The organism is Psychrobacter sp. 1U2 (assembly GCF_051847575.1).
In genome coordinates, this window is record NZ_JBPYDC010000006.1 from 121,648 (window position 1) to 147,729 (window position 26,082).

A 26,082-nucleotide genomic window follows, 5' to 3' on the forward strand; every position below is an offset into this window, starting at 1 on the left:
TTATGCTCTGATTTATGCTCATAAAAGCTGCATCTGCGCTGTAAATAAAGGTGATGATAGTGACGCAAACTACGCAAACCACACAAAGTCCGAATATGACCGGACACACGCAAACGGCTAACGCCGCCAAACATTTTGAAGAAAAGCAACAGCAGCTTGCTGAGCATGAGCCTGTTATGCTCTCCGGTGCTGAGATGCTGATACAAGCGCTGACTGATGAAGGCGTCAAGTATATCTTCGGTTATCCAGGTGGCGCGGTTCTACATATCTATGACGCCCTGTTCCAACAAGAAGCTATTGAGCACATCTTAGTCCGTCATGAGCAAGCGGCGGGCCATATGGCCGATGCCTATTCGCGAGTGACGGGTAATACCGGGGTAGTGCTCGCCACTTCAGGCCCAGGTGCGACCAATACAGTAACGGCTATTGCCACGGCCTTTATGGACTCAGTGCCGATGGTGGTAATCTCAGGGCAGGTACCTAGTAGCCTAATCGGTGAAGACGCGTTCCAAGAGACTGACATGGTTGGCGTTTCGCGCCCGATCGTCAAGCATAGCTTCCAAGTGCGCCATGCTAGCGAAATCCCAACTATCGTCAAAAAAGCCTTCCATATCGCAAGCTCAGGTCGTCCGGGCCCAGTCGTTATCGATGTGCCAAAAGACATGACAGCGCCAAGCGAAAAATACGTTTATGAGTACCCAGAATCGGTATCAATGCGCTCTTATCAGCCCTCACAAAAAGGCCATGGCGGTCAGATCAAACGAGCGGTTGAGACTTTATTAGCTGCGAAACGCCCAGTGGTCTACTCAGGTGGTGGCGTGATTTGGAGTAATGGCTATAAAGAGCTTCGCGATCTTGCGCATCGTCTGAACTTGCCTGTAACCAATACGCTGATGGGCTTAGGGGCTTTTGATGGTACTGACGAGCAGTTCCTAGGGATGCTCGGTATGCATGGTACTTATGAAGCCAATATGAGTATGCATCACGCTGACGTTATCCTCGCAGTAGGCGCACGTTTCGACGATCGCGTTACCAACAATGTCAAAAAATTCTGCCCGAATGCGACAATTATTCATATCGATATTGATCCGGCTTCTATCTCAAAGACGATCTTCGCTCATATTCCTATCGTTGGCGATGTCAAATCTGTCTTGACTGATATGCTTGAGAGCGTTGGAAATGATAAAAAGCTTGATCAGCCGGCATTAACCGATTGGTGGTCACAGATAAATGAATGGCGTAAGCGTCATGGCCTACGCTATGACACGAGCACTGAAAACGGTATTAAGCCGCAAAGCGTCGTACAAGCTTTAGATAAAGTAACCAACAGCAACGCTATTATCACAAGCGACGTCGGTCAGCATCAGATGTTTGCCGCACTTTATTATACGTATAGAGAGCCGCGCCAATGGCTAAACTCAGGTGGTCTAGGCACAATGGGTGTCGGTTTGCCTTATGCTATGGCCGCTAAGTTAGCTTGTCCAGATCGCGACGTGGTGTGTATCACCGGTGAGGGCTCTATTCAGATGAATATTCAAGAGCTATCGACTTGCTTGCAGTACAATTTACCCGTCAAAATCTTGAACATCAATAATGCGCAGCTTGGCATGGTCAAGCAGTGGCAGGACATGCTATATGAAGGTCGTCATGCCCAGTCTTATATGAACTCCTTACCTGATTTTATCAAGCTCGCTGAGAGCTACGGGCATGTCGGTATGAAAATTACCGATCCTGAAACCATGGAAGCACAAATAGCAGAAGCTATGGCGATGACTGATAAGCTAGTATTTATCGACGTCTATGTTGATCGCAATGAACATGTCTATCCGATGCAAGTTGCCGGACAGACGATGCGTGATATGTGGCTAACCAAAGGAGAGCGTACTTAATGCAACAACCACATCTGATCTCGGTATTAATGGAAAACGAAGCAGGGTCGTTGTCGCGATTGGTCGGCTTATTCTCGCAGCGCGGCTATAACATCGAGACCTTGAACGTCGCCCCAACCGATGATTCCACTATCTCGCGTTTGACGCTTACGACGATTACTTCTCCAGAAAAAATAGAGCAAATCACTAAGCAGTTGCATAAGCTCATTGAAGTCGTTAAAGTGCTTAATTTATCCGAAACGGTTCACGTTGAGCGTGAGCTGATGCTGATTAAGGTACGCGCTACTGGTAATGTCCGTGAAGAGATTAAGCGTAGCGCCGATATTTTTCGCGCGCAGATCGTCGATGTCAATTCAAACTTATACACCATCCAGATTGTTGGTGATAAAGCAAAGCTTGACGGCTTTATCGATACTATTGGCCGTGAGCGAGTGCTTGAAGTCGTTCGCTCTGGGGTAATAGGCATTGCCCGCGGCGAAAAAACGCTAAGTGTATAAAACACCATTAAGTTTTAATGTCTAAATTAACACTGTCAGTTATTACTATTTTAAAAGCAATAACTTAAAACTAACAATAAGCTTATAGCGTACAATCATTAAATAGATTGGCGATACTATAAGCGCTTACTAGCCATGGCTCTCCATGATTAAGGAAAAGGACGCTGTATGAACGTTTTTTATGATAAAGATTGTGATTTATCTATCATCCAAGGCAAAAAAGTCGCTATTATCGGTTACGGCTCACAAGGCCATGCCCATGCGTTAAATTTGCAAGATTCTGGCGTAGACGTCACGGTTGGTCTACGTGCCAACTCTAGCTCACGAAAAAAAGCTGAAAACGCTGGTCTAAAAGTCGCCGAAGTCGCTCAAGCGGTAAAAGCTGCTGATGTAGTGATGATTCTGACACCTGACGAGTTCCAAAAAGAGCTTTATAGTAATGAGATCGAGCCGAATATCAAAGAAGGCGCAACGCTTGCGTTCGCTCACGGTTTTGCGATTCACTACAATCAAGTGGAGCCACGCCAAGATCTTGATGTCATTATGGTCGCGCCAAAAGCGCCTGGTCATACGGTGCGTAACGAGTTTACTAAAGGCGGCGGTATTCCTGATCTCATCGCCATCTATCAAGATGCTTCAGGTCAAGCCAAGCAGTTAGCCCTATCTTACGCAGCAGGCGTGGGTGGTGGTCGTTCAGGTATTATCGAGACAACTTTCAAAGATGAAACTGAAACGGATCTATTCGGCGAGCAAGCGGTGCTTTGCGGCGGCGCAGTAGAGCTAGTTAAAATGGGCTTTGAAACGCTTACTGAAGCCGGTTATGCACCAGAGATGGCTTATTTTGAGTGCCTACATGAGCTCAAGCTTATCGTCGATCTGATGTATGAAGGCGGTATCGCTGATATGAACTACTCTATCAGTAACAACGCTGAATATGGTGAGTATGTGACCGGTACGGAAGTCATCAATGAGCAATCACGCGAAGCCATGCGCAATGCCCTAAAACGTATCCAGTCAGGCGAGTATGCGAAGATGTTCATCTCTGAGGGCGCGACGAATTATCCGTCAATGACTGCGCGTCGTCGTAACAACGCTGAGCATCAAATCGAGATTACTGGTGCAAAACTGCGCGGTATGATGCCTTGGATTGGTGGTAATAAAATCATCGACAAAGATAAAAACTAAAACCAACCTTAATAAGTTGTCTCTGTAGTTTCGAGATTCAAGTTTCGAAAACTAAGTCTTGATATTTTAGTTTTATGAAAAACACTCACCCATGTTATCAGCTTGATAGCATGGGTTTTTTGTAGGTAGAAGGATTATAGGGCAATAAAAGAGTTTTCTAGTTTCGCAAAAAGCTTGAAAACTATTAGACATCGCCTCATATAAACACTCAACTTAGTCTTTGAGCCTGCTTTTTATAAAGCTCGTTATATTATATGAAGGGTTACTGTATATCCCGTAACTGTTGACCTAATTACTGTCTATCTAAGCGCGTTTCTTCAGACTAAACGCAAAATAAGCCAAAACTAAATTTAAACTTAATTATAGGTTGTGTTGTGCAATTATCAAATCTAGACTGGCTAACGCCGCAGTTCGCATATATCACTCTTAGCGCCGTAGTCGCTGTTCTGATTTGGATCGAGTGCTTAATGCTCAAGCGGAGTGATGGTAAGCTCCCTAAATCAGCGCTATTTAAGTTCAGCTCATTTGCAGATACCGCTTGGTTTTTTGTGTCAACTATCGCGTTATATGCCATAGATTTAGCACCACTTGCAGTGGCTGTGCCAGCCGCTTATGGTATTTACACCGTCTTTGGCTGGATATATGGTACCCGACTGCTCAAGCGTAAAGGCATTCCAGACTCACCAGCAGATTTAGTCGTGCCGGTTAAGTATATAGCTTATAGCCAATCTTTTGCGCTGATATTCTTTGCTTTGTGTTTATTAGTATTAGCTTCCCCTTGGCTACCCATAGCAAGTTAAAGCTCCCTTATAGTTTATGCACATAACACTCACTGATTGGCAAGTAAAAGTTTACAAAAATACCTAATTTAACCTGTCACTAGGGATAAAAGCTGCTATAATCAAAGGATACTCGTAAGCTGTAAGCCAATAACTGTAAGCAATCGCTAAGATAAATTACGGTATTTGGTTGAAGGTTTTTCTCCAAAGGCAGATGAGTATTTGTCAATTAATCGGTGATGACCTAGGTCTCGCCAATCGTTTAAGAGTTAGGAAAAATTATGTCTGATAAAGTTGAAGGCACTGTAAAGTGGTTTAATGAAGCTAAAGGCTTTGGTTTCATCGCACAAGATAATGGCGGACAAGATGTATTCGCTCATTACAGCGCTATCCAAGGTAGTGGTTTCAAAACTCTAGCTGAAGGCCAAAAAGTATCATTTGTTTTAGGTGAAGGTCAAAAAGGTCCACAAGCTGAGCAAATCGAAGCACTATAAGTAAGTTTGCTGTAAGGAGTAACTGAAATTCAGTTAACCTGATATGCAAATTTATATGCATAGATTATTATGTTGTGATAACAACAACCCTATTGTTTAGACTGTATAGCAAAAGCAACCTCTATTAAGGTTGCTTTTTTTTGTCTAAGTTTTGGATGAATTCTATAAGCGATTATTGATAAATAGCTAAACACTTTTTTGAAGAAACTTTGCCTTTAAAGAAACCTCGTTACTTACTAATGTTCAACAGCTTATAAGACATAGTAAAAAGAAAGTAACAAGGAAAACGTGCGTGTTATTTTACAATGAGTATCATCTATAAAATTAAAACGACTAGGATAAGAGTATGGACTGGCAAACTTGGTTTTCGATTGATTGGCAACAAGTTGTCGGCATAGCGCTATCAGTTATGGGGTTCTATTTCTGTCTGATACTATTTACCCGTATTGTTGGCTTACGTAGTTTCTCAAAGTTATCGAGCTATGATCTGGCTATGACTGTTGGTATCGGTAGTATTTTGGCTTCAACAGTACTGTCAAAATCGACTTCGCTACTTCAAGGCGTGCTTGCCATTGGTATGCTGTTCACGTTGCAAGCCCTACTGTCTATCGTTAGACGAAAGTTCAAATCGTTTAAAGCGCTTATAGATAATCAGCCCATTATTTTGATGGCGAATGGAGATTATCTTTATAATAATTTAAAACAAGCAAAAATAAGCGAGAATGATATCAAGCAAATTCTACGTAAAAATGGCATAAAATCCAAATCAGAAGTATTTGCGGTGATTATGGAGACAACAGCTGACATAAGCGTCATAAAAACTAGCGATATAAGTCCTGACTGGTCACTATTTGATGATATTCGCGATAATAGAATTTTGGTGACGGCCTACGATAACGGGATTGATCAGAAAGGTAAGGTGGACGTATTTTCGAAATGATAACAAAAAGTTAAGCAATTCGTTAGTGACTGATGCTATAAAGGGTACTAATAACAAGGCTTTGGAGAAATTAGCAAGCCCATTATAAATTTAATTATAGTATTTATCTAAATGCTTATAAATTTATGACCCATTATTCACGGCGTCATCTTGACCTAAAAGCCTTGCTCACGCAAGATAGTCGGGTCTTATAAGCTAAGTGTAAACATCAATCACAATTCAGTTCGGTTTACTCAATATAGTAAACCTTTGTGTCAAAAGTAAGATTCATAATAGCCATCATTGAATGGCTTTAATTCATAATATTCAGAAACGAGGAACGTATGAAAGCATTAGTCGCGGTCAAGCGTGTCATTGATTATAACGTAAAAGTTCGTGTCAAAGCCGATAACTCAGGTGTGGATTTATCAAACACTAAGATGTCTATCAACCCATTTGATGAAATCGCTGTAGAAGAGGCCGTACGCCTTAAAGAAGCAGGCGTCATTGATGAGATTATCGTCGCTTCAGTCGGACCAAAAGAGTCACAAGAGCAGATCCGTGCAGCGCTAGCACTAGGTGCTGATCGTGGTGTACTCGTCCAAACTGACGAGAAGCCATATCCATTACAAGTGGCCAAAATCCTAAAGAACATCGCTGAAAGCGAGAGCACTGATATTATCTTGTTAGGTAAGCAAGCCATTGATGATGATAACAACCAAACAGGTCAGATGTTAGCGGCACTAATGGGCGTGGGTCAGGGTACCTTCGCTTCAGAAGTCAAAGTAGAAGGCGACAAAGTAAACGTCACTCGTGAGATTGATGGCGGCTTGCAAACGGTTGCATTAGATCTACCTGCTATCATTACTACTGACTTGCGTCTAAATGAGCCACGCTACGCTAAGCTACCAAACATCATGAAAGCTAAGAAGAAGCCACTTGACGAAAAAACGCCAGCTGATTTTGGTGTAGACATGGCGTCCAAGCAGCAGATCACTAAAGTTGAGCCGCCAGCAGAGCGCAAAGCCGGTATCACTGTGAAGTCTGTGGATGAGTTGGTTGATAAGCTAAAAAATGAAGCTAAAGTAATCTAATATCGACTGTAGATTTGGCAAAGTGATATGAATTTATTCTCTTAGATCGTACTTTTTTTAGAAGTTTCTTTGAAGACATAAACTAGAGAATAAGACGTATCACCAAAGCTGCCATCATAGATATTAAAGCACATAAACGATTACGCGAATATATAAAGGATAAAACAATGGCCATTTTGGTATATGCAGAACATGACAATGCCAGTCTAAAAAAGGCAACCTTAAACACTATCGCCGCTGCAAAACAGATGGGCGACGATGTTCATGTACTAGTTGCTGGTAGCAGTGCACAAGCTGCAGCTGATGAAGCGGCAAAAGCGGAAGGCGTTAGTAAAGTCTTATTAGCTGATAATGCGGCTTACGAGCATCAACTAGCAGCAAACGTTGCGCTATTAGTAGCTGATATTGCTGGCGATTACAGCCACATTGTCGCCGCTGCTACGACAACCGGTAAAAACTTCATGCCTCGCGTTGCTGCTCTACTTGACGTCAGCATGCTCTCCGAGATCTCAGCAGTCGTAGATGCACAAACCTTTGAGCGTCCTATCTATGCCGGCAACGCGACTGCGACAGTAAAAACCTCTGAAGAAAAAGTTGTGGTCACTGTGCGTACAACCGCTTTTGATCCAGTAGCAAGCGAAGGTGGTTCAGCGACTGTTGAAACTATCGATAATGTACAAGATGCTGGCAAATCAAGCTTCGTTAACGAAGAGATGGCAGCCTCAGATCGTCCAGAGTTGACTTCAGCTGGTATTGTCGTCTCAGGTGGCCGTGCTCTAGCGAATGGTGAAAACTTCACTAAGTACATTGAGCCTCTAGCAGACAAGCTAGGTGCTGCTATCGGTGCATCACGCGCTGCTGTGGACGCAGGTTATGTGCCAAACGATATGCAGGTCGGTCAAACGGGTAAAATCGTTGCACCGCAGCTGTATATCGCCGCTGGTATCTCTGGTGCGATTCAGCATTTAGCCGGTATGAAAGATTCTAAAGTTATCGTTGCGATCAATAATGATCCAGAAGCGCCTATTGCTAGCGTTGCTGATTACTTCTTAGAAGCGGATCTATTCGAAGCTTTACCTGAGTTGACTAGCAAAGTATAAGGTTCAACCCTTTGTACTACCGATAATCTTAATTTGTGTTAAACAAGCCCTGCTATGATATAGCGGGGCTTTTTATTAGGCTGAGTCTGTATCATTAGATAAGTTAATAATTTATACAAATCCGCCCTAGACCTAAGTATTATGGGTTAGGGCAGGGTTATTGGATACAGGCTTTATTTAGTCTAATATAGGATTCTATAATGCTATTGAGATAAGTTTCATGGACGAGAGGATAAAGAATAACTATGAATGCAATTTTACAGTTAGAACCCACTTGGCAGCAGTGGATCGCAAAGAATATAGATCGCGGCGTTGCCTATCATAAAATCATCAACACGCTTTTTGAAAGAGGTTTTTACGGTGCAGCCTATGAGCTGATGTCGCAGCAATCAGGTACTATCAATATCCCTTATATGGATATGAGTCACAACTCGATAGTCCTACCAGATAAGACGGTTAGACTGGCATCGACTTTTTATCCGCCCTTTGTCGCCGTCATTGAGGGCTTCTTAAGTCATAAAGAGTGCGATCAATTGATAAGTAGTACTGAAGGAAAAATGCGAGATTCTCGAGTGGTAAGCCCTGTCGATGGTACTTTTGCCGAGCACGATGCTAGAACCAGTAAAAGCTACGGCTTTCAGCGCGGTGCGACGCCTTTGATAACGACAATAGAAAACAGAATAGCAGCCTTATTGCATTGGCCAGTGGTGCATGGAGAAGGGCTACAGGTTCTACAGTATGGTACGGGTCAAGAGTATCGTCCACATTATGATTTTTTTGATCCTAAAAATGAAAATTATCAAAAAAATACTGGCAAAGGTGGCCAGCGCGTAGGTACTCTGCTGATGTATCTATCTGATGTAGAGGCTGGAGGTGGAACTAACTTCCCAAAGATAAATTTAGAAGTCAGACCAAAAAAAGGCATGGCCTTGTATTTTGCTAATACCAAGTTTGACGGTAGTATTGAACCTTTGAGCTTACATGCGGGTATGCCGGTGAGTAAAGGCACGAAGTTTTTGGCTACTAAATGGCTACGAGCGAACCCATATGTCAGCTAGCACGAGCTTTGAGGCATTTTAGCTATACTGCCTTTGCCGTAAAGTCTCGTATAGGCACAATGAGCCTGCGATAGCCACATTCAAGCTCTCTTGGCCATTGGGCTGCGGTAGCGCGATAGGAGTCGCGCACTGCATCAGCTCATCGCTCACCCCTTGGCCTTCATGACCCATTACCCAGGCTATAGGCGTGCGTAAGTCATAATCATAAATTAAGGTGTCCGTATGAGAGCTAGTCGCAAGTAGCGGCGTCTGTACTTGCTGTAAGATATCCGCTACGGCTAGGTTTTCGTAGATGCTCAAAGCAAACTGAGCGCCCATACCAGCTCGCAGGGTTTTGGGTGACCATGCTTGCGCAGTATTAGTACTACAAAGCACTGTCTCGATACCGACCGCTGCCGCGGTGCGAAGTAATGTGCCTACATTACCACTGTCTTGCACATCATTTAAAATTAAGCAGTCATGATTAATAGTAGGTAAAGTTAAGGCGGGTATATTAATAATAGCCATGATATCTACGCCAGCTCCTAAACTACGAATGCTAGTATAGAGCGAATCGGCGACAGTCAAAATACTCGTATAAGTAGGCAGACGCTTTAATAGCTGCTGCACTTCAGGATGACTGTGTGCAGACTGCGCTAATAACACTTGAACTAAGGGATAGTCACTACGCAGAGCCGCATCCATTAAGTGGATGCCTTCTATGACCGTTTGTCCTTGCTTTTTGCGCTGACGAGCTTGAGTCAAGAGCGCTTTTGCCAGCTTTACGGTTTGATTTTTATCAGAGGTAATCAGCTCAGTAGGATTAGAGATCATAGCAGTCCGCTTAGAAGTTAAAAATAAAAATTGCAAAGCTCATTGAAGTCAAGCTGCCCTACAATCAGCTGATAAGGTTAAGCTCAGTCCTTATCAGCTAGACTTTGACTATTTGACTAATAGTATTCACGACTCATTATGAGCGCTATGGAGCTGTTTAATATAAGCGACTTCGTTTTTGCTACCGAGCACCACTGGTACACGCTGATGGATATCAGTGGGTTCAATATCTAAGATACGCGTAACGGCATCTGTTGCCATACCGCCCGCTCGTTCTATGAGTAAGCTCATCGGGTTGGCCTCGTACATTAAGCGCAATTTGCCAGCTTTTTTGGCATCTTTAGTATCGAATGGATAAGTAAACAGCCCGCCGCGGCATAAGATTCGGTGTACATCGCCGACCATTGCCGCCACCCAGCGGGTATTAAAATCGCGGCCGCGTACGCCAGTCTTACCAGCGATTAACTCATCGATATACTGCTGCATAGGCGGCTGCCAGTAACGATAGTTAGAGGCATTGATAGCATACTCGCTAGTATCTGCATTGATTTGCACCTGGTCTGCTATCAGTAGATAGTCGCCAGTGTCAGGGTCTAGACTAAACATAACAACGCTATCGGCAATGGTGAGTGCTAATACGGTAGATGTACCATATAATAAATAACCAGCGGCCAATTGTTTATTGCCGGCTTGCAAGAAGTCTTTATCTTCGCTGACTTGACCCTGACGCTGGTACGGCAAAATAGAAAAAATAGTACCCACTGCCATATTGATATCGATATTCGATGAGCCATCAAGGGGATCAAACAATATAAGTAGACTACCGTCTTTATTAGCAGGTGTCGCATGATCGAGCTCTTCTGAGGCTACCCCTGCACAATGGGTATTTGTTGCCAAAGCCTCTAACAATAAGTCATTGGCCAACACATCAAGCTTCTTTTGCTCTTCGCCTTGGACGTTTTGATTACCTGCTTCCCCTAAGATGTCCGCTAAAGCGCCTTTTTGTAATAACTTTGAGATGGTTTTACCGACTTCAGTAACTGTCGTAATCAGTTCAGTGACCGCGGGGTTTGCGGAATGTTCATTTAGATATTGTGCCAAGGTCGTCATAGGGTTTCCTAAGAGATATAAAGGTAGAGGTTAAAAGTATAGGGCAGTGGAAGTCCAAAGCGTCCTAGTTATTCAATTGTTATGCGATAATATTCGATACAATGCGAGTAATTATACGAGTAATTATTATTTTATCCTCATCACTTATCTAGTGCTATCTGTGCTTGCAAAAATTATTAAAAAGGTAATAATGCCTGAGCGTAATAAGTAAGCGTGATAAATAGACCGTACGATGCCTTTGTGCGACCACAAAAATCAGCTACACTGTCTTTATTATTGACTTTACTACTGATCTGTTATTATCACGATCGATGACAGCAGTGGAGTCACGTAAAGTGTAGCAAATAAGCGCTATAAAGTCTTTTTGTCTGTGATGATAAGCTTGTTGTTCGCTTACAATACTACCGCTTAGAGCGTTTAAGTCTATATCAAACCTATTTTACAAAATCTTTCTTCTAAATTAATAATAAAGATTCGCCACTATGCCAACTTCTAATGATACCCGTTCAATCGCTAATACCTCGTCTACGGACTACGCTAAGGTCGATCCTAGAGCTATCCATAAGCAGCTCGATATCTCTTTGAGTCGCCCGCAGCTCAACGACGATGGTAGAATCCGCCATTTTTTAGGAGTAGAAGGACTCAATAAGGCTCAACTCCAAAGCATCATCGCTAAGGCCGAGACTTTTATTGATGAAAAAGGACAATTGCTAAACCGTCCTGAGCTAGAGGGTTGTACGGTAATGAATTTGTTTTTTGAGCCCTCAACGCGGACACGCACGACGTTTGAAGTAGCAGAAAAGCGTCTGGGCGCTAATGTGCTCAATATCGATATTGCGCGCTCGAGTACCAAAAAAGGGGAGAGTTTACGCGACACGCTATGGAACTTGCAAGCGATGACCGCGGATATTTTTGTGGTGCGTCACTCGGCTTCAGGAGCGGCGCATTTTATGGCCACTGAGGTTACTCCAGATATCGCTATTATCAATGGCGGTGATGGCTGGCACGCTCATCCGACCCAAGGTATGCTCGATATGCTCACTATCCACCGTGAAGCGCCGCGACCGTTTGAGGAGCTATCGGTGGCGATTATCGGCGATATTAAGCATTCACGCGTAGCGCGCTCAGATATTAGTGCGCTACAAACGTTAGGGGTTAAAGATATCCGAGTGATTGCGCCGCGAACGCTTTTACCTAAAGGGATTGAACGCTTTGGTGTGAACGTCTATGAAGATATGAATGCGTGTGTAGCTGACTGTGATGTCATTATGGGCCTTAGAATACAGAACGAACGGATTGGCTCGCCGCTACTAGCCTCATCGAGTGAGTATTACAAACATTACGGCATCACACCTGAGCGCGTGGCACTAGCGAAGCCTGATGTGCTGATTATGCATCCAGGACCGATGAATCGCGGCGTTGAGATTGCCTCTAGTGTGGCAGATAGCGCGCAGTCGGTGATCTTGAAGCAGGTTAGTAATGGGGTGGCTATTCGTATGGCGGTGTTAGCTTTAGCGATGGAAGGCCAGCGCGCTCACCAAGCGGCTCGTAGCTAAGCTCTGTTAGTGACAAAGTCGCAGGATCAAACAGGCCCTAATATCCCACTACGCTATTTTATTTATACCCCTTACTGACACGGTAATAACGCTCATGACTCAGAATTCAGATATTCATATGTACGACTTACTCCCAGAAGCCTTCAAAAAATCACTGCCAAGCACGGCAACGGCTCAGTTAGCAACATTAACAGCCGATCGTGAGATGTGGGTATTACCGCCGCTCGTTGATCTATGCGCGCGTCTGCGTGAACCAGGGCAACAGCAGCATGGCACGCTAATCTCAGAGGGTCGTGCTGCTCGTGGTAATGGCTTTTTGCATGTGGTAATTCCGCCAGATACCAATCCTATCTTAGAAAATGGCTCGCTGCTCAAGGGCTTACGTGAGCGCGCGCTTGAAGATGGTGGTATTTATTTACATATCCTTGGTGCCTTGACTGAGGGCTTAAAAGGAGATAACCCGTCTAACATTGCTGGCCTAAAAAAAGGCGGCTGTATCGCTGTTTCTAATGCGCGGCAGCCTTTCGCTAATGATTTGGTTCTATTGCGCACGTTGGAGTATGCCGCTACTTTTGGCCTAAAAGTGTTTTTTTATCCTGATGAGCCGAGTCTTTCTGGGGAAGGGGTCGCGCATGAAGGTTACATTGCCTCATATCACGGTCTCCAAGGTATTCCATGGATCGCTGAGACTGTCGCCTTATCGACGCAGTTATTGATGGTGGAGGAGACTGGTATTGCCGCGCACTTTAGTCAGTTGTCTTGTAAATCCTCAGTAGAGCTGATGCGCTGGGCGAAAGATAAGGGCTTGCCGGTGACTTGTGACGTGGCTATGCATCAATTGTATCTTACCGATGATAATTTAGAAGGATTTAATGCTCAAGCTTATGTGTTGCCACCGCTACGTAGTAACACCGATCAGCAAGCGCTGCGCCGTGGCCTGCAAGATGGCACGATAGATGCGATCTGTAGTCATCACGAACCTCTTAATGCGACCGCCAAAAAAGCGCCTTTTGCTGAGAGCACCCCAGGCATCTCTAACTTTGATACCTTTATGGCGCTCGCTTGTCAGCTAGTACGCGATGAGATCTTAACCTTAGATCAACTGGTCGATAAGATATGCCTCAATCCAGCAAAAATTGCTGGTATCAGCGCGCAGTATGAAAACACAGGCGGCGCAGTCTTAGTAGATCCAAATGTGGAATGGCAAGTGACGAGCAAGACGATGCTCTCTAATGGCAAAAACACGCCGTTTTTTGCACAGCAACTGCAAGGCCGAGTTGTGGAGACTTTCTTTGGCTAACACTGCTAGGCAAAATAAAAGCGCGGCTAGCGAATCGATAAAAGCAGTTGCCATTTACGAGATTGTCAAAGGCGTGGGCGCGCTACTAGGCGCGGGAGCACTATGGCTATGGCACAGCGACCTTCAGCAATGGCTGACAACAGCGACGTCGTCTTGGCAGCAGTACTTTGGACAGCTGTTAGCACCTCAGGTCGAGAGCACTATCGCAATTGCGCAACGAGCCAGTCAGAATTGGCCGTTATTTCTATTATTTATCTGTATTTACGCGAGTATTCGTTTTATCGAAGCGTATGGCTTGTGGCAAGACAGGACGTGGGCTTACTGGTTTAGCGTGCTTGGCTACGGTATATTTATTCCAGTTGAAGTGTATTATCTAGTCACTAGCCCATTTGACTGGTTTAAATTATCTATTCTGATATTGAACGTTATTATTGTTATTGTGGTTTATCGCAATATGAAACGTAAAGGTTTGATATAAAAGCGCCGCTGTCGAGATGTTAGATCAAAGTTGCGATAGCCTTGAAGGGGTATTTAGCTATCAAGCAGCTATTACGGAGAGTTAAAGTAATGGCTGCTTGATTTGGTCTACTTTTGAGTTTTATTCACTCAAATTTTATGCGGTTAAAGCTTATAAAGTAACCTTTGCCGAAGGTTTATCTTGACTGATACTTTTCGCGACCCTGCCGACACTCAAGCCTTGTACTAAGATTGAGAAGATAACCACCGCGTAGGTTAAAGCCAATAAAATATCACGCTCGGCGCCTATGGGTAGCTGTAATACCAAGGCGACCGATATGCCACCGCGCAAACCACCCCAAGTTAACACTTTCCAAGCGCCATTGGGCAAGTCAAGCTGTCTACTAAAAGTCTTCGTGGTCATACCCACGACAATAAAGCGCGCCAATAGAGCGATGATAATCGTCAGGCCGCCAGCGATAAACAGATTACTAGAGTAGGCGATCATCACAATCTCAAGACCGATCAAGACGAATAGAATAGCATTTAGAATCTCATCAATCAGCTCCCAAAACAGATCGACATAATGACGCGTCTTATCACTCATCGCCAAGGCTCGTCCGCGATTTCCGACCATCAAACCCATCATTACCATCGCTAGCGGCCCTGACAAGTGCCAATAGCTGGCGAGCGCATAACCGCCGATGACACCGGCCAAAGTCAATAGCACCTCTTCTTGATAGCTATCAATGCTCTTGATTAAGTAATACAAAATCGCGCCTAACACTAAGCCAAAAACAATACCGCCGCCAGCTTCAACTGCCAAAGTATGCGCCACATAATTAGCCGTTGGGATATCACCACTAGTCAAAATCCCAAGCAGAATGACAAAGATAACGACGCCGATACCGTCATTGAATAACGACTCACCTGCAATAACCGTTTCTAAGCTTTTGGGCGCGCCAGCAGAGGCCAAAATACCCATTACTGCAATAGGATCGGTCGGTGAGATTAAAGCGCCGAACAATAAGCACCAAATAAAAGGCAAGCCAAAACCTAGCAGCGGTAGCATCAAATAAATCGCGGTAGCAATAAGGACGGCTGAGATGATCGTACCAATACAAGCCAATATGCCGATAGGAAGTTTATAGCGGCGCAAATCACCGATATTGACATGCAAAGCACCAGCAAACAGCAACATAGAGAGCATGCCGTCTAGCAAAACTTCAGTGAAATCAAGCTGGTCTAACAAACTGATCTCATAATCAATCAGCTGATCGAATCCCAAAAATCCCAAAAATATAGCAAAGATCGAGAGCAAGATGGAGATTACCATCACCCCAATAGTAGTTGGTAAACCGATAAAGCGGTGATTGACGTAGCTTAGCAGTGCGGTTATCGATAAGAAGATAGCACTGATCTCAAGGATGCTTAGGCCGGAGGTAGATGCCATAAAATTGTCTCAGATAGGTATTGAAGTAAAATAAAGGCGACGATAAATTTAACTCGACTGGCTTTCTAACGCTTTATTAATATGGCTTGCAAATTTACTCGTATAAGTAAAGTACTGATGCTGCGCATCTTTACTTTGGATAAACTGCCGTGCTTGCCAGCACATATCGAGCAGGTCCGTCGTGAGCTCACCATAAGCTAGGTTTTGTTGACCCGCCGCTTCAATAAGTTTTAGCTCGTGCAATAAGGTTTGGCGTTGAGCGCTATTGACCCTAGCATAATTAAGATCCGTTAGAGCTTGGCAAAGCGCTTTTAGCACCATGAGATCAGCGGTAGCATAACGGCGTATCTCGCCCAAAGAGGTGTCAATAAAGTCAGATATCTTTGGAGTTTTGGTCACTACCGCTAAGGTAGACGCCCGCGAATGATTTACCTTAACTTCATTAATATCTTTATTACGCACCGGATAATAAAAATGATAGGGGCTTGGCGGCTGACGGCGCATCATAATACTCAAGCAAGAAGTCAGGGACTGGACGCAGTTCACCGCTGTTTTGGGGTCATTAATACCAGGGGATAAGGCACGTACAGCAATCTCAGTGATTTGACCTAAACTATAGCCGATATCACTAGTATGCGAAGGTCTTTTCTGTAACTCAATACCGGTCGCAAAACGTTGCCAAAATAGCGCATCAGGGGCGCGCGGCATAATAGCTAAGTTTGAGGTTTTAGTCTTTTGTAAGTAGCTTTCATCTTCGGCTGGACGTTTATAAAAATAGCCCATGATGTTCTTATCGGTGACAAAGCTGCCCAAATTAGTCTGTAATCGGATCACCCCGCCATAGTCTTGCGCTAAAATGATTAAGGAATCAATATAAATCTGCTGTAAGTAACCTGAATTTGGTGCATAGATAGGGGCGGCCGACCAAGTTAAATAATCATCAATGTCTTCGCTTGTCGCATCGCGCTGATGCTGAATATCACAGGTATCACTATACCAATAATAGATATTGGCAATGGCGTCGTTACTGGCGCCTTGAATCACGTGCGAAGCTTGAATCGCATGGACCATATGCTGAATAAAATACACCAACAGTAAAGCACAAATAATAGCCATAATAATAGCAAAAGTTACCGCCAGCTGCGGTACCCCAAAGCTAACATCAAACTTATGAATAGATTTTAAGACCAGTAGACTATAACTAAAAGTGCCAATAAAGGCACCGAGCACTAACTGGTTAGAGGTGTCAGTCAAAAAATTACGCAGTAGTCTAGGCCCAAATTGTGAGGACGCCATAGAGAGCACAGCGATAGTGATGGAAAAGGTCGTACCCGCCACGCCGAGGACGGCGCCTGCAATGGAAGTCATGATAGCGCGCGCGGCATCATCATCACCCGTAAACGCGAAGCTGATGTCTCGGACTGTCTCGCGATCGAATTGTTGATCAATAGAGATAAGCAGGGGCGCTAATAGTATGCCTAAAAGCACAAAAGAGGTCGGAATAAACCAATACGAGCCTAGTAGCCGCTCCCAGATGTTTTTTAGACGATCCGGTAAGTTAGTTAAGGTCTGATATGACAGAAGGTCCGCGAACTGCTTAAAGCTATGCAAGCTGATGGTTATAAAACGATTCAGTAAGTTTTTTTGCTTATTGTTAGTATGGTCACTCACTATCGCAGACTCCCCAGTTTCTATTGCTAAGCTTCTATTAAAAAAAGTCTTTATTAAAAATTGTTTAAGCCAATCAAAATAGCCTTAAAATGATCCTTAAAAGGTGTTTTTTTACTTTAATTTGGATTATCTGCTTCAGTGATAATATTTCTATCAGCAGTGATTGTATGTTGATTCATGCGCTTGTGCTGCTGCTGATGCTTGTCTCTGCTCACCGCTTTTGCGCTATCTCTAGGAATGACCGCTTGCGGCGCGTCATCATTTTGAGACATGTCACTATCTTTATCATAAGCTTCAGGGTCAAAGGGCAGTGTGCGCTTATCCTTAAAGCGAGAAGGCTTGCTAGCGTTTGTCGGATGTTTTTTGCGCGGATGACTATGAGCAAATATAGCGGCGAGTGGCAGGTTCAGCTGCTGTTTAGCAAAGGCTTCTGTATCCTCAAAACGATCGACCAGTAAGCTCAGCCACGGCTCTTGATCCTCTAGCGTCATCTCATCGAGCTCGTCTTTGATAGGCAAAGGATAGGGCAGAGTCCGATAAAAATCCCATAGCGTCATGGTGCTCAAATCTTTTTTGAGTACATAATCATCATCTTCAGTCATAGTGATGAGGTTACTGTCTTTAAGGTAATTAATATAAATATACCATTTAGGCAGCTCCTTACGGCCCAAGACGTTACGCAGCTCCTGTTCACTGACCGCTTCGCCTTTTAGGTAGCGGCTATAAACTAAGTTCAGCATATCGAGTAGACTCAGTAACGGATGACGCGGGTAGACCTCTTCAGTCTCAAAAATAGTGACGGTATAACTAATCTCAACCCCTAGTAAGATCAGATTCCATGATAAATAGATCCATAATAAAAAGATTGGAATCGCTGCAAAAGCACCATAAATCGCCTCATAACTCGTGAAGTTGGTCATAACCGTACCAAACACATACTTGAGCAGCTCAAACAGGACAGCTATAATCACCCCAGCAATCACCGCACTCTTAGCAGGTACGCGCGCTTTTGGGATAAACCAATACATACCAATAAAACCTGCTACGGTAATGCCGATTGATACTACCTGTACCCAAAAAGACCAATCAATACCGTAACCGGCTATTTGACGATTTAGAAAGCTCAAGCTTTGCACCGCACTCGAGACAATAAAAGCCGTCCCTAAAACTAAAGGCCCTAAGGTAATAATCGTCCAATAACGTAGCAGACTTTTGAGACCGCCTGAGCGTTCATCCACGCGCCAAATCTGATTGAAAGCGCGCTCAATAGTCGTTAATGTCATAATAGTCGTGACAAATAAAATCATTATCCCGATAGCCGTTAAATTGGTCGATTTTTCGGCAAAGTTATTGATGTATTTACTGACTTGCAGGCTCGATTGTGGCAATAAGTTACTATAAATGACTTCGTATATCTGCGCGCGGGCAGAAGCTAAAGCGGGTACTGAAGACAAAATCATCAGCAGTACCGTAAATATAGGTACAATTGACAACATCGTGGTGTAGGTCAAAGACGCGGCTTTTTGTTGGCAGTTATCTTCAAAGAAATGCCTAATCAAAAACCTTACAAACTTAAACCAACGCTGCTGTAAAAAAGGAAATTTTTGAGTTAATTTTTCCATATTGACCATGTAGAAGGATAGAGATGACAATAGTGTAACAAAATGTCCTAGCCTCAGTTGCCACTTATTTGTGTCAAAATGCTAGGCAGTAGCAGTCGGTTTGCATGTCACTCAACGACTCGGGCATAATGTAGCCTGCACCCGAATCATTTCAATGAGTATCACCCAAAAGGAAGCTTTGCCCATGAGTCAGATTGATCCCTATGTATTAGTGCTATATTACTCAAGTCATGGCACTACCAATGTTTTGGCTTATGCCATTGCTCAGGGGATAGAGGATGCTGGTATGACCGCGCGTATACGCACTGTGCCGACGGTGGCGGCTGAGACGACTGCGAGCAAAGCGGCTATACCTGACGAGGGCGATCTTTACTGTACTATGGACGATCTCAAGAACTGTGCTGGATTAGCCTTAGGCAGTCCTACGCATTTTGGTAACATGGCCGCTCCTATGAAGTACTTTTGGGATAATACTGTGACGCTATGGCTGGCGGGAAATCTACAAAACAAGCCCGCTTCAGTATTTACCGCAACAGGCTCGATGCACGGCGGTCAAGAGACCACGCTACTGACGATGATGTTACCCCTTATGCATCACGGTATGATGATCGTAGGATTGCCTTATGGTGAGGCTGCGCTCAATCGCACTCAACGTGGCGGCACTCCTTATGGCGCTAGTCATGTCAGCGGCGCCGCTCATGATCAGCCCATATCCGACGATGAGCGTGAATTGGCCATTGCTCAGGGTCGCCGTCTCGCCATTACTGCCCAAGCGCTGTTGCAAGCAAACTGGAAGCGCTAAGCGCTTAAAGCTGTTGAGCTAAATGAAAAAAGCTAAATGATAACAATGTGCTATAAATTAGGAAAATACCGCCGCTAATGTCCACAACTTCTACGCCTTCTAAGCAAACACCCAGCCCTAAATCGGCTAGAGCCGTTAAGTCAAAAAAGCCCATTGCGCCTATGCAGAAGCGCTTACTGCTAACCTGGCTAGTGTGGATAGCATATCGGCTGTTAGTGCTGCCGATATTTATTAGTCTGTTTAATCCGAGTAATCCTGATATCATTGGCGGTATCGCTTGGCATGGCTTGTGGCTGATACCGGCCTTTATCATCACCCCTTCAATAGTACGCGGGCGCTCCCCTTATACGTTACTGGTCAGTAGTATGTTAACCTTGGTTTATCTAGGAGCCAGCGGCGTCGTGTTATTTACTCGTGTTTATGGCAGTAGTTGGACAGAGATTTTGGTTTATGGGCTTGATTTTGCTTTATTATTGGCGATCAATATTTGGTTGTTTATCTTGCTCAAGCGCTTACCGTCGATGAATAAAGTAGAGAAATAGCTGAATTCTCTGACATAAAAAGTTCTGACATAAAAAAGCGGTGCTTTACTGATGATAGTAGAGCGCCGCTTTTTGATTTTGAACCTAATAGTTTTAATGTGCTATTGTTTAGCGCACTTTTTTCAACTCTAAGTCCATCTTTTTACCATCGTTAATCTGACTGACTTTGACTGGCAAATAATCTAAGCTTGGCGCGAGCCAAAAGCTTGTCGAGCGGCTATTATCATCATGAATACGGTCAACTCGTACGGTATCAAAAGTGCCTGCCGGTACGGTTACTTTGGTATTGCCCACTTTTTTGAAAGGTGTCTTTTCGACTTTATTTTTTTTGGCCATGTAGTAATTGCCTGAGAATTTACCATTTAACAGGTCTTGCCGAATTTGCACTTCTAAACTCAAATCATCAAAAGCTTGCTGCGCCATGTTTGACGTTGTGGTTTTACCTTTATAGCTACTCGTCACTTTTTTACCTGCCGAATCAAAGCTTAGATTATGGGTGCGACCAATACCCAAAAGCTTATAAGTGGTGCTGGCTTTAGAAGGGCTGACATTGTTGCCCGCTATCGTAAAAGTACTACTTTGCGACGCACTCGCGACGCCGGCGACACGGGCCTTAACATTATAGTTCCAAGTATTGCCTGATTTTTTTAGAGTGCGAGTCGCGTTACCCTTGTATTTATCTTCAACGGTAAAGCTATAATCAGCAGTCGAAGGCTGAATAGTTTTGGCGCTAGCCAGAGTAGGGGCGGTCATAGATAAAGCTCCAATAGCAGCGATACTAGCGCCTGTCATTAGCGTAGTACGTAGTTTACTGCTGCGTTTTTGCGTATTAAAGGGAGTAAAAGAAGATAATAAAGTCATGGATATTCCTTAATAATTATACAGCTAATGATTAGCAAGATTTTTATAATTTAACTTTTTATAATTTAATCAGGGCAGCTCAGTAGCTATTGTGATTTCTTTGTCAGCATTAGATTGTTAGCTAATATAATGGTCATACCTTGTTACATTTTCAAGGTTCGGCTCTTAAGCAGACGTTTGGCTCTTGTAGCTGAGGTTACCCAAAACAAGTCAGTATTTGGACTCAGTAACATCCTGTCAGTAAACTTGCTCCTAGCTTAAGATAGATGATTTTTATTAGCATTATTCTTGTAAATTTTTGGGCCACGCCCTTGAAGCTCTACGCGTATGCCCCCACTTTTTGAGACAAGCTCGAAGCTTATTTATTAAAGCGAGCCTATAATAGCGTGCCTATTAGCGTAGTCAAAAACAAAAGCTGGACGGCGCTGCTATTATTAGGCTGACACGGAACCTTTTATTCAAACAACTTTTGGAGTCCTAACGATGAATATTCGTCCTTTACATGATCGTATTGTCGTACGCCGCATAGAAGAAGAAACCAAAACCGCTGGTGGCATTTTATTACCAGGATCCGCGCAAGAAAAACCATCACAAGGTGAGATCCTAGCGACCGGTAACGGTCAGGTTCGTGACAACGGTGAAGTCCGCACTTTGGATGTCAAAGTCGGCGACAAAGTCCTGTTCGGTCAATATGCTGGTCAAACTGTCAAAGTTGACGGCGAAGAGCTACTGATTATGAAAGAGTCTGATGTATTAGGCGTGTTAGAAGGGTAATTATAGAACCCTGACCTCTTCATCAAGATTAATTGAATGACACTTAATGAACTAAAATAACGAATGGAGCAATTTAACATGGCAAAAGACGTAAAGTTTGGCATTGATGCCCGCACCCAAATGATGGATGGCGTAAACATCCTAGCAAACGCGGTACGAGTCACCCTAGGCCCAAAAGGTCGTAACGTGGTGATCGATAAATCTTTTGGCGCACCGACTATCACTAAAGATGGCGTATCGGTTGCTAAAGAGATTGAGCTTGAGAATAAGTTTGAAAATATGGGCGCACAGCTCGTTCGCGAAGTCGCTAGCCGTACTAACGATGTCGCCGGTGACGGTACCACCACTGCTACGGTATTGGCGCAGTCTATTCTGCAAGAAGGCATGAAATCAGTCGCTGCAGGCATGAACCCTATGGATCTTAAGCGCGGTATCGATAAAGCGGTACGCGAAGCGGTAAAAGAGATTCACCAGTTATCAACCCCAGCTGACGATTCAAAAGCTATCGCCCAAGTCGGCTCTATCTCGGCCAACTCAGACACCAAAATCGGTGAGCTAATTGCTCAAGCGATGGAAAAAGTCGGTAAGCAAGGCGTTATCACCGTTGAAGAAGGTTCAAGCTTTGAAGATACCTTAGAAGTGGTCGAAGGTATGCAGTTTGACCGTGGTTATATCAGCCCGTACTTTGCTAACAAGCAAGACAGCTTAACCGCTGAATTTGAAAACCCATATATCTTATTGGTTGACAAAAAAATCGGCAACATCCGTGAGATCGTGCCATTACTTGAGCAAGTCATGCAGCAGAGCAAGCCATTGCTAATCATCGCTGAAGACGTTGAGAACGAAGCGCTTGCGACCTTGGTAGTCAACAACATGCGCGGCGGCCTAAAAACTTGTGCGGTAAAAGCACCTGGCTTTGGCGATCGTCGTAAAGCGATGCTACAAGATATCGCTATCTTAACCGGTGGTACGGTGATCTCGGAAGAGATCGGCCTAAGTCTAGAAGAGGCGACCCTTGAGCAATTAGGTACCGCGAAGAAAGTCACCGTCGGTAAAGAAAACACCGTCATCGTTAATGGCGCAGGCGAAACTACTGCGATCAATGAGCGTGTCGACTCTATCAAACGTCAAGTCGAAGAGTCTACCTCTGACTACGATAAAGAAAAGCTACAAGAGCGCATGGCAAAACTTGCTGGCGGCGTGGCCGTTATCAAAGTCGGCGCGGCAACTGAGACTGAGATGAAAGAGAAGAAAGATCGCGTCGATGATGCGCTACATGCAACTCGCGCTGCGGTCGAAGAAGGCGTCGTCCCTGGTGGTGGTGTAGCTCTCGTTCGTGCGATGAACTCTCTATCTGAGCTAAAAGGCGACAATGATGACCAAGACGCGGGTATCAATATCCTACGTCGCGCGATGGAAGCACCATTGCGTCAAATCGTCACCAACTCTGGTGAAGAAGCCTCAGTCGTCGTCAATGAAGTGAAAAGCGGTAGCGGTAACTATGGTTACAACGCGGCATCTGGCGAGTATGGCGATATGCTGCAAATGGGTATCCTAGATCCGGCTAAAGTCGCGCGTTCAGCTTTAGAGAACGCCGCTTCTGTCGCTGGTCTCATGCTTACTACCGAAGCGATGATCACTGATCTACCTGCAAGTGATGACGGCATGGGCGCTATGCCTGCTGGTGGGGGCATGGGCGGTATGGGTGGCATGGGCGGTATGATGTAAGCTGCTTAAACCCTTATTAAGCTTAGTAATACAAAACCCCGATAGGCTTTGGCTTATCGGGGTTTTGTTGTATCATAACTAACAATTAACTATTGTTTAAAAAACTGAGGCATTACTTACGGAGAAATTACAATGTATGAGATATATTCTGAATCAGCTAAAACCTTAACAGATAGTAGTAATATACGTTTACCTAGATTTCAACGTAAACAGACTTGGAACGATAAAAAGAATTTTGCACTTTGCATTAGTATTTTTAATAACTTCCCAATTGGTATGTTTGTGTTGAATGAGGAAATACTGAAAACTAAAGATGGTCAAATACCTACACGTTGGCTATTAGATGGTCGCCAGCGTCGAAACGCTCTACTTGAACTTTATGATAATCCTGAAAATATTTATATATGGGCAAAAAAATTTATTAAGTTTAGGAAAACAGATTCTGCTGATGAGATTGAAATTAAGTTTTGGGAAGCTATTGAGAGACATCTAGAATCTGACACTGATGATGATGATGAAAAGTCAGTCAGCTCAGAGTTATCTATAACAGATAATGATTTATCAATAGACGAAGATGATTATGATGATCCAAACGTTGGATTAGATAACCCAACTCAGGAGTTCGTCAAAGTCATTGAGGATAATGGAGTAGAAGCAAGATATCATGCTCGGCTAAATCTTTTGTTAAAAATTATATTGATGTGTCATAAGGTAGAACCAAAATATAGTGGTTACTCTAGAGTTTTTGATTTTTCAAAATATTTTATGACTATTGACTATGTAGTTAATGATAGCGAAGGCCAAAAGAAAGTAGATGGTTCGATTCTTACAACATTCATTACTAGCTTCTTGAGTTATCTTGATAAAAACAGTATTGACGACTTAAAAGAAGACGATTTTTACGAATTCCTGATTAACAGATATACTTTAGACTCAAGCTTTACGGAAGATAGTTTAGCCAAATATATTAGTACAAATTGGGAAAGATTGAAATATAGGATATTTATTGTTAAACAGCTTATCTCCCAATTAAGTCGAACAAAAATTGGCATTATAGAGCTAACTAAAAGTACCAGTAGTGACGCTCAGAATATTTTCAAGCTCATCAACTCTTCAGGAACAACTCTTACAGCTGTTGAGATACTTTCCGCAAAGCCAAGTTGGAATAAAAAAATAGAGAATCCTTCAACTGATTTCGATGATGCAGTAACTGAACTTTATGAAACATTAGGTGTTAAAAGACAAGGAATAGTTCTATGGGATTATCCTGCTACATTCCTAGAGAGATTAGTCGATCTAGATTTTGTGTTCCCAAAGCTTAACTATGATAAAGATTCCCAGTTCAAATCTAAGGTTACGTTAGGGTTCAAACTATTGGCGGCTATCTTTGAAGGCGGAGTTACTAAAGATAAAATATCTAATTTATCTAGGTCTAAAAAAATTAATTGGAACGAAATAGATAAAGTCTTGAACGAGTTAAACACAATGGGTAAGTTTCTTAATTCTAGTCCTTTGTTCCAATATTTGAAGGATTGGGATACTACCTTGTTCGATTTAACTTCTGAAGCCATATGCCTGAATTTTGTAGTTTTAATTTATAAAAACTGGAAAGACAAAGATATTTCTATTGCAAATAGCAATAGCGCTCAAGCCTCAAGTTTTATGAATGAAACTCATGCATTATTTGATAGAATGATATATGAATATACTTTAAAACAATGGCGTGGATCTAGTGATTCAAAAATTGCTGATAATATAAACCATTTCAAAAATGGAACCTCTTTGAAAGAAATTGGAGGAAATAAGTGGGTAAACCTTTTAAACGAACTTATTGACAAAGGTACTATTCAAGACCAAGAAGCTAGTCAAAAAGATTTAACAGGAATTATATATTATTATTATGTCTTAGCTCAAAAATCTGCTCCTAAAGGGGAAAGTATTGAAGTAGACCACATCATTTCACAATATCATTTCAAATCATCTACAGGTAGTAACTCTCGAAAACTAAATAACTTATGCAATTTTTGTCTACTCAGCCAAAAGATGAATAATTTAAAAAGAAATAGAAGTCTTAATGAGATTTATCATTTAGCTAACACTAGTGCAGATTTTAAACGGTTAGCACAAGATTTATCTTACAGCACAGATATTAATATAGATGACTTTGTAAGGTTTTCAACAGCACAAAACTTTGATGAACTAGTTAAATTTCGAAAAAGTTATTTTATTGATGCTTTTTCAAAAAATAGAGAACAGTTCTTAAATTGAGAATCACTATAGCTATAAAAAATAAGATTTAAGGTATAGTCAATCCACAATAAAAGAGATACAACCCATATCATGGAAGAGTTTAGGTAGATTATTCTCCATCCATCCTTG

At 43.1% G+C, this 26,082-nt stretch carries 23 protein-coding genes; 17 read left to right on the plus strand and 6 right to left on the minus strand.

From position 1 onward, the window contains the following. Nucleotides 1–176 precede the first annotated feature (176 nt). The 9 genes from ACS8FD_RS04925 (at nucleotide 177) to ACS8FD_RS04965 (ending at nucleotide 9,015) form a co-directional block, all read left to right on the plus strand. Nucleotides 177–1,889: an acetolactate synthase 3 large subunit gene (locus ACS8FD_RS04925; protein ID WP_439274740.1), complete on the plus strand. Its 1,713-nt coding sequence runs from the start codon at nucleotides 177–179 to the stop codon at nucleotides 1,887–1,889. Further along, nucleotides 1,889–2,386, plus strand: coding sequence for an acetolactate synthase small subunit (gene ilvN, locus ACS8FD_RS04930; protein ID WP_439274715.1), 498 nt, complete (start codon nucleotides 1,889–1,891; stop codon nucleotides 2,384–2,386). The genes ACS8FD_RS04925 and ilvN overlap by 1 nt, the downstream gene beginning before the upstream one ends. Nucleotides 2,387–2,554: 168 nt before the next feature. Beyond that, entirely contained in the window at nucleotides 2,555–3,571 is a 1,017-nt protein-coding gene (gene ilvC / locus ACS8FD_RS04935; RefSeq protein ID WP_439274716.1) for a ketol-acid reductoisomerase, read from the plus strand. Nucleotides 3,572–3,945: 374 nt separating this feature from the next. Next, nucleotides 3,946–4,371, plus strand: a complete 426-nt coding sequence (locus ACS8FD_RS04940; protein WP_439274717.1) for a hypothetical protein — start codon at nucleotides 3,946–3,948, stop codon at nucleotides 4,369–4,371. Nucleotides 4,372–4,631: 260 nt separating this feature from the next. Beyond that, a complete protein-coding gene (locus ACS8FD_RS04945) occupies nucleotides 4,632–4,844 on the plus strand; it encodes a cold-shock protein (RefSeq protein WP_439244118.1) in 213 nt (70 codons plus the stop codon). Between the two features lie 346 nt (nucleotides 4,845–5,190). After that, nucleotides 5,191–5,784 (plus strand): DUF421 domain-containing protein, encoded by a 594-nt coding sequence (locus ACS8FD_RS04950; RefSeq protein ID WP_439274718.1) that lies wholly within the window; start codon nucleotides 5,191–5,193, stop codon nucleotides 5,782–5,784. A 323-nt stretch (nucleotides 5,785–6,107) separates the two neighbouring features. Next, nucleotides 6,108–6,857 (plus strand): electron transfer flavoprotein subunit beta/FixA family protein, encoded by a 750-nt coding sequence (locus ACS8FD_RS04955; protein WP_439274719.1) that lies wholly within the window; start codon nucleotides 6,108–6,110, stop codon nucleotides 6,855–6,857. A 167-nt stretch (nucleotides 6,858–7,024) separates the two neighbouring features. Next, entirely contained in the window at nucleotides 7,025–7,957 is a 933-nt protein-coding gene (locus ACS8FD_RS04960) for an electron transfer flavoprotein subunit alpha/FixB family protein (RefSeq protein WP_439274720.1), read from the plus strand. Nucleotides 7,958–8,202: 245 nt separating this feature from the next. Next, nucleotides 8,203–9,015, plus strand: a complete 813-nt coding sequence (locus ACS8FD_RS04965; protein WP_439274721.1) for a 2OG-Fe(II) oxygenase — start codon at nucleotides 8,203–8,205, stop codon at nucleotides 9,013–9,015. Nucleotides 9,016–9,033: 18 nt separating this feature from the next. On the opposite strand, the gene ACS8FD_RS04970 is transcribed toward ACS8FD_RS04965, so the two are convergent. Beyond that, the gene (locus ACS8FD_RS04970) at nucleotides 9,034–9,828 is read right to left on the minus strand and encodes a TrmH family RNA methyltransferase (RefSeq protein ID WP_439274722.1); all 795 of its coding nucleotides are present in this window, start codon (nucleotides 9,826–9,828) and stop codon (nucleotides 9,034–9,036) included. 126 nt (nucleotides 9,829–9,954) lie between these two features. Further along, the gene (locus ACS8FD_RS04975) at nucleotides 9,955–10,938 is read right to left on the minus strand and encodes a class 1 fructose-bisphosphatase (protein WP_439274723.1); all 984 of its coding nucleotides are present in this window, start codon (nucleotides 10,936–10,938) and stop codon (nucleotides 9,955–9,957) included. 482 nt (nucleotides 10,939–11,420) lie between these two features. Between ACS8FD_RS04975 and ACS8FD_RS04980 the strand changes: the two genes are divergently transcribed. The 3 genes from ACS8FD_RS04980 to ACS8FD_RS04990 all read left to right on the plus strand — a co-directional run bounded on the left by ACS8FD_RS04980 (nucleotide 11,421) and on the right by ACS8FD_RS04990 (nucleotide 14,272). Continuing rightward, nucleotides 11,421–12,494 carry an aspartate carbamoyltransferase catalytic subunit gene (locus tag ACS8FD_RS04980; protein WP_439274724.1) on the plus strand — a complete coding sequence of 358 codons (1,074 nt, stop codon included), beginning with the start codon at nucleotides 11,421–11,423 and terminating at the stop codon, nucleotides 12,492–12,494. A gap of 118 nt (nucleotides 12,495–12,612) precedes the next feature. Then, nucleotides 12,613–13,794, plus strand: a complete 1,182-nt coding sequence (locus ACS8FD_RS04985; protein WP_439274741.1) for a dihydroorotase — start codon at nucleotides 12,613–12,615, stop codon at nucleotides 13,792–13,794. Next, nucleotides 13,787–14,272, plus strand: coding sequence for a DUF2127 domain-containing protein (locus tag ACS8FD_RS04990; protein ID WP_439274725.1), 486 nt, complete (start codon nucleotides 13,787–13,789; stop codon nucleotides 14,270–14,272). Before ACS8FD_RS04985 ends, ACS8FD_RS04990 begins: the two co-directional genes overlap by 8 nt. A gap of 150 nt (nucleotides 14,273–14,422) precedes the next feature. Here ACS8FD_RS04990 and ACS8FD_RS04995 read toward each other — a convergent pair whose 3' ends face one another. From ACS8FD_RS04995 to ACS8FD_RS05005, 3 genes are all read right to left on the minus strand, one after another. After that, entirely contained in the window at nucleotides 14,423–15,703 is a 1,281-nt protein-coding gene (locus tag ACS8FD_RS04995; protein WP_439274726.1) for a cation:proton antiporter, read from the minus strand. Nucleotides 15,704–15,751: 48 nt separating this feature from the next. Next, complete coding sequence (locus ACS8FD_RS05000) at nucleotides 15,752–17,374, minus strand: DUF2254 domain-containing protein (protein WP_439274727.1); 1,623 nt, start codon at nucleotides 17,372–17,374, stop codon at nucleotides 15,752–15,754. Between the two features lie 116 nt (nucleotides 17,375–17,490). After that, a complete protein-coding gene (locus ACS8FD_RS05005) occupies nucleotides 17,491–18,996 on the minus strand; it encodes a YihY family inner membrane protein (protein WP_439274728.1) in 1,506 nt (501 codons plus the stop codon). Between the two features lie 184 nt (nucleotides 18,997–19,180). Between ACS8FD_RS05005 and wrbA the strand changes: the two genes are divergently transcribed. Continuing rightward, nucleotides 19,181–19,798 (plus strand): NAD(P)H:quinone oxidoreductase, encoded by a 618-nt coding sequence (wrbA, locus tag ACS8FD_RS05010; protein ID WP_439244139.1) that lies wholly within the window; start codon nucleotides 19,181–19,183, stop codon nucleotides 19,796–19,798. 77 nt (nucleotides 19,799–19,875) lie between these two features. Then, a complete protein-coding gene (locus ACS8FD_RS05015; RefSeq protein WP_439274729.1) occupies nucleotides 19,876–20,340 on the plus strand; it encodes a hypothetical protein in 465 nt (154 codons plus the stop codon). 108 nt (nucleotides 20,341–20,448) lie between these two features. On the opposite strand, the gene ACS8FD_RS05020 is transcribed toward ACS8FD_RS05015, so the two are convergent. After that, entirely contained in the window at nucleotides 20,449–21,201 is a 753-nt protein-coding gene (locus ACS8FD_RS05020) for a DUF3108 domain-containing protein (RefSeq protein ID WP_439274730.1), read from the minus strand. A gap of 483 nt (nucleotides 21,202–21,684) precedes the next feature. Here ACS8FD_RS05020 and ACS8FD_RS05025 point away from each other — a divergent pair, with 483 nt between their 5' ends. From ACS8FD_RS05025 to ACS8FD_RS05035, 3 genes are all read left to right on the plus strand, one after another. Beyond that, nucleotides 21,685–21,975 (plus strand): co-chaperone GroES, encoded by a 291-nt coding sequence (locus ACS8FD_RS05025; RefSeq protein ID WP_025644085.1) that lies wholly within the window; start codon nucleotides 21,685–21,687, stop codon nucleotides 21,973–21,975. A 78-nt stretch (nucleotides 21,976–22,053) separates the two neighbouring features. Continuing rightward, on the plus strand, nucleotides 22,054–23,703 hold the full coding sequence (gene groL / locus ACS8FD_RS05030; protein ID WP_439274731.1) for a chaperonin GroEL: 1,650 nt from the start codon (nucleotides 22,054–22,056) through the stop codon (nucleotides 23,701–23,703). A gap of 132 nt (nucleotides 23,704–23,835) precedes the next feature. Then, nucleotides 23,836–25,971, plus strand: coding sequence for a DUF262 domain-containing protein (locus ACS8FD_RS05035; RefSeq protein WP_439274732.1), 2,136 nt, complete (start codon nucleotides 23,836–23,838; stop codon nucleotides 25,969–25,971). The last annotated feature ends 111 nt before the right edge of the window (nucleotides 25,972–26,082 follow it).

Bases quoted from the DNA above. Each gene is read 5' to 3' on its own strand.
- ACS8FD_RS04925 (WP_439274740.1), top strand. From the start codon at position 177: ATGCTCTCCGGTGCTGAGATGCTGATACAAGCGCTGACTGATGAAGGC.
- ilvN (WP_439274715.1), top strand. From the start codon at position 1,889: ATGCAACAACCACATCTGATCTCGGTATTAATGGAAAACGAAGCAGGG.
- ilvC (WP_439274716.1), top strand. From the start codon at position 2,555: ATGAACGTTTTTTATGATAAAGATTGTGATTTATCTATCATCCAAGGC.
- ACS8FD_RS04945 (WP_439244118.1), top strand. From the start codon at position 4,632: ATGTCTGATAAAGTTGAAGGCACTGTAAAGTGGTTTAATGAAGCTAAA.
- ACS8FD_RS04950 (WP_439274718.1), top strand. From the start codon at position 5,191: ATGGACTGGCAAACTTGGTTTTCGATTGATTGGCAACAAGTTGTCGGC.
- ACS8FD_RS04955 (WP_439274719.1), top strand. From the start codon at position 6,108: ATGAAAGCATTAGTCGCGGTCAAGCGTGTCATTGATTATAACGTAAAA.
- ACS8FD_RS04960 (WP_439274720.1), top strand. From the start codon at position 7,025: ATGGCCATTTTGGTATATGCAGAACATGACAATGCCAGTCTAAAAAAG.
- ACS8FD_RS04965 (WP_439274721.1), top strand. From the start codon at position 8,203: ATGAATGCAATTTTACAGTTAGAACCCACTTGGCAGCAGTGGATCGCA.
- ACS8FD_RS04970 (WP_439274722.1), bottom strand. From the start codon at position 9,828: ATGATCTCTAATCCTACTGAGCTGATTACCTCTGATAAAAATCAAACC.
- ACS8FD_RS04975 (WP_439274723.1), bottom strand. From the start codon at position 10,938: ATGACGACCTTGGCACAATATCTAAATGAACATTCCGCAAACCCCGCG.
- ACS8FD_RS04980 (WP_439274724.1), top strand. From the start codon at position 11,421: ATGCCAACTTCTAATGATACCCGTTCAATCGCTAATACCTCGTCTACG.
- ACS8FD_RS04985 (WP_439274741.1), top strand. From the start codon at position 12,613: ATGTACGACTTACTCCCAGAAGCCTTCAAAAAATCACTGCCAAGCACG.
- ACS8FD_RS04995 (WP_439274726.1), bottom strand. From the start codon at position 15,703: ATGGCATCTACCTCCGGCCTAAGCATCCTTGAGATCAGTGCTATCTTC.
- ACS8FD_RS05005 (WP_439274728.1), bottom strand. From the start codon at position 18,996: ATGGAAAAATTAACTCAAAAATTTCCTTTTTTACAGCAGCGTTGGTTT.
- wrbA (WP_439244139.1), top strand. From the start codon at position 19,181: ATGAGTCAGATTGATCCCTATGTATTAGTGCTATATTACTCAAGTCAT.
- ACS8FD_RS05015 (WP_439274729.1), top strand. From the start codon at position 19,876: ATGTCCACAACTTCTACGCCTTCTAAGCAAACACCCAGCCCTAAATCG.
- ACS8FD_RS05020 (WP_439274730.1), bottom strand. From the start codon at position 21,201: ATGACTTTATTATCTTCTTTTACTCCCTTTAATACGCAAAAACGCAGC.
- ACS8FD_RS05025 (WP_025644085.1), top strand. From the start codon at position 21,685: ATGAATATTCGTCCTTTACATGATCGTATTGTCGTACGCCGCATAGAA.
- groL (WP_439274731.1), top strand. From the start codon at position 22,054: ATGGCAAAAGACGTAAAGTTTGGCATTGATGCCCGCACCCAAATGATG.
- ACS8FD_RS05035 (WP_439274732.1), top strand. From the start codon at position 23,836: ATGTATGAGATATATTCTGAATCAGCTAAAACCTTAACAGATAGTAGT.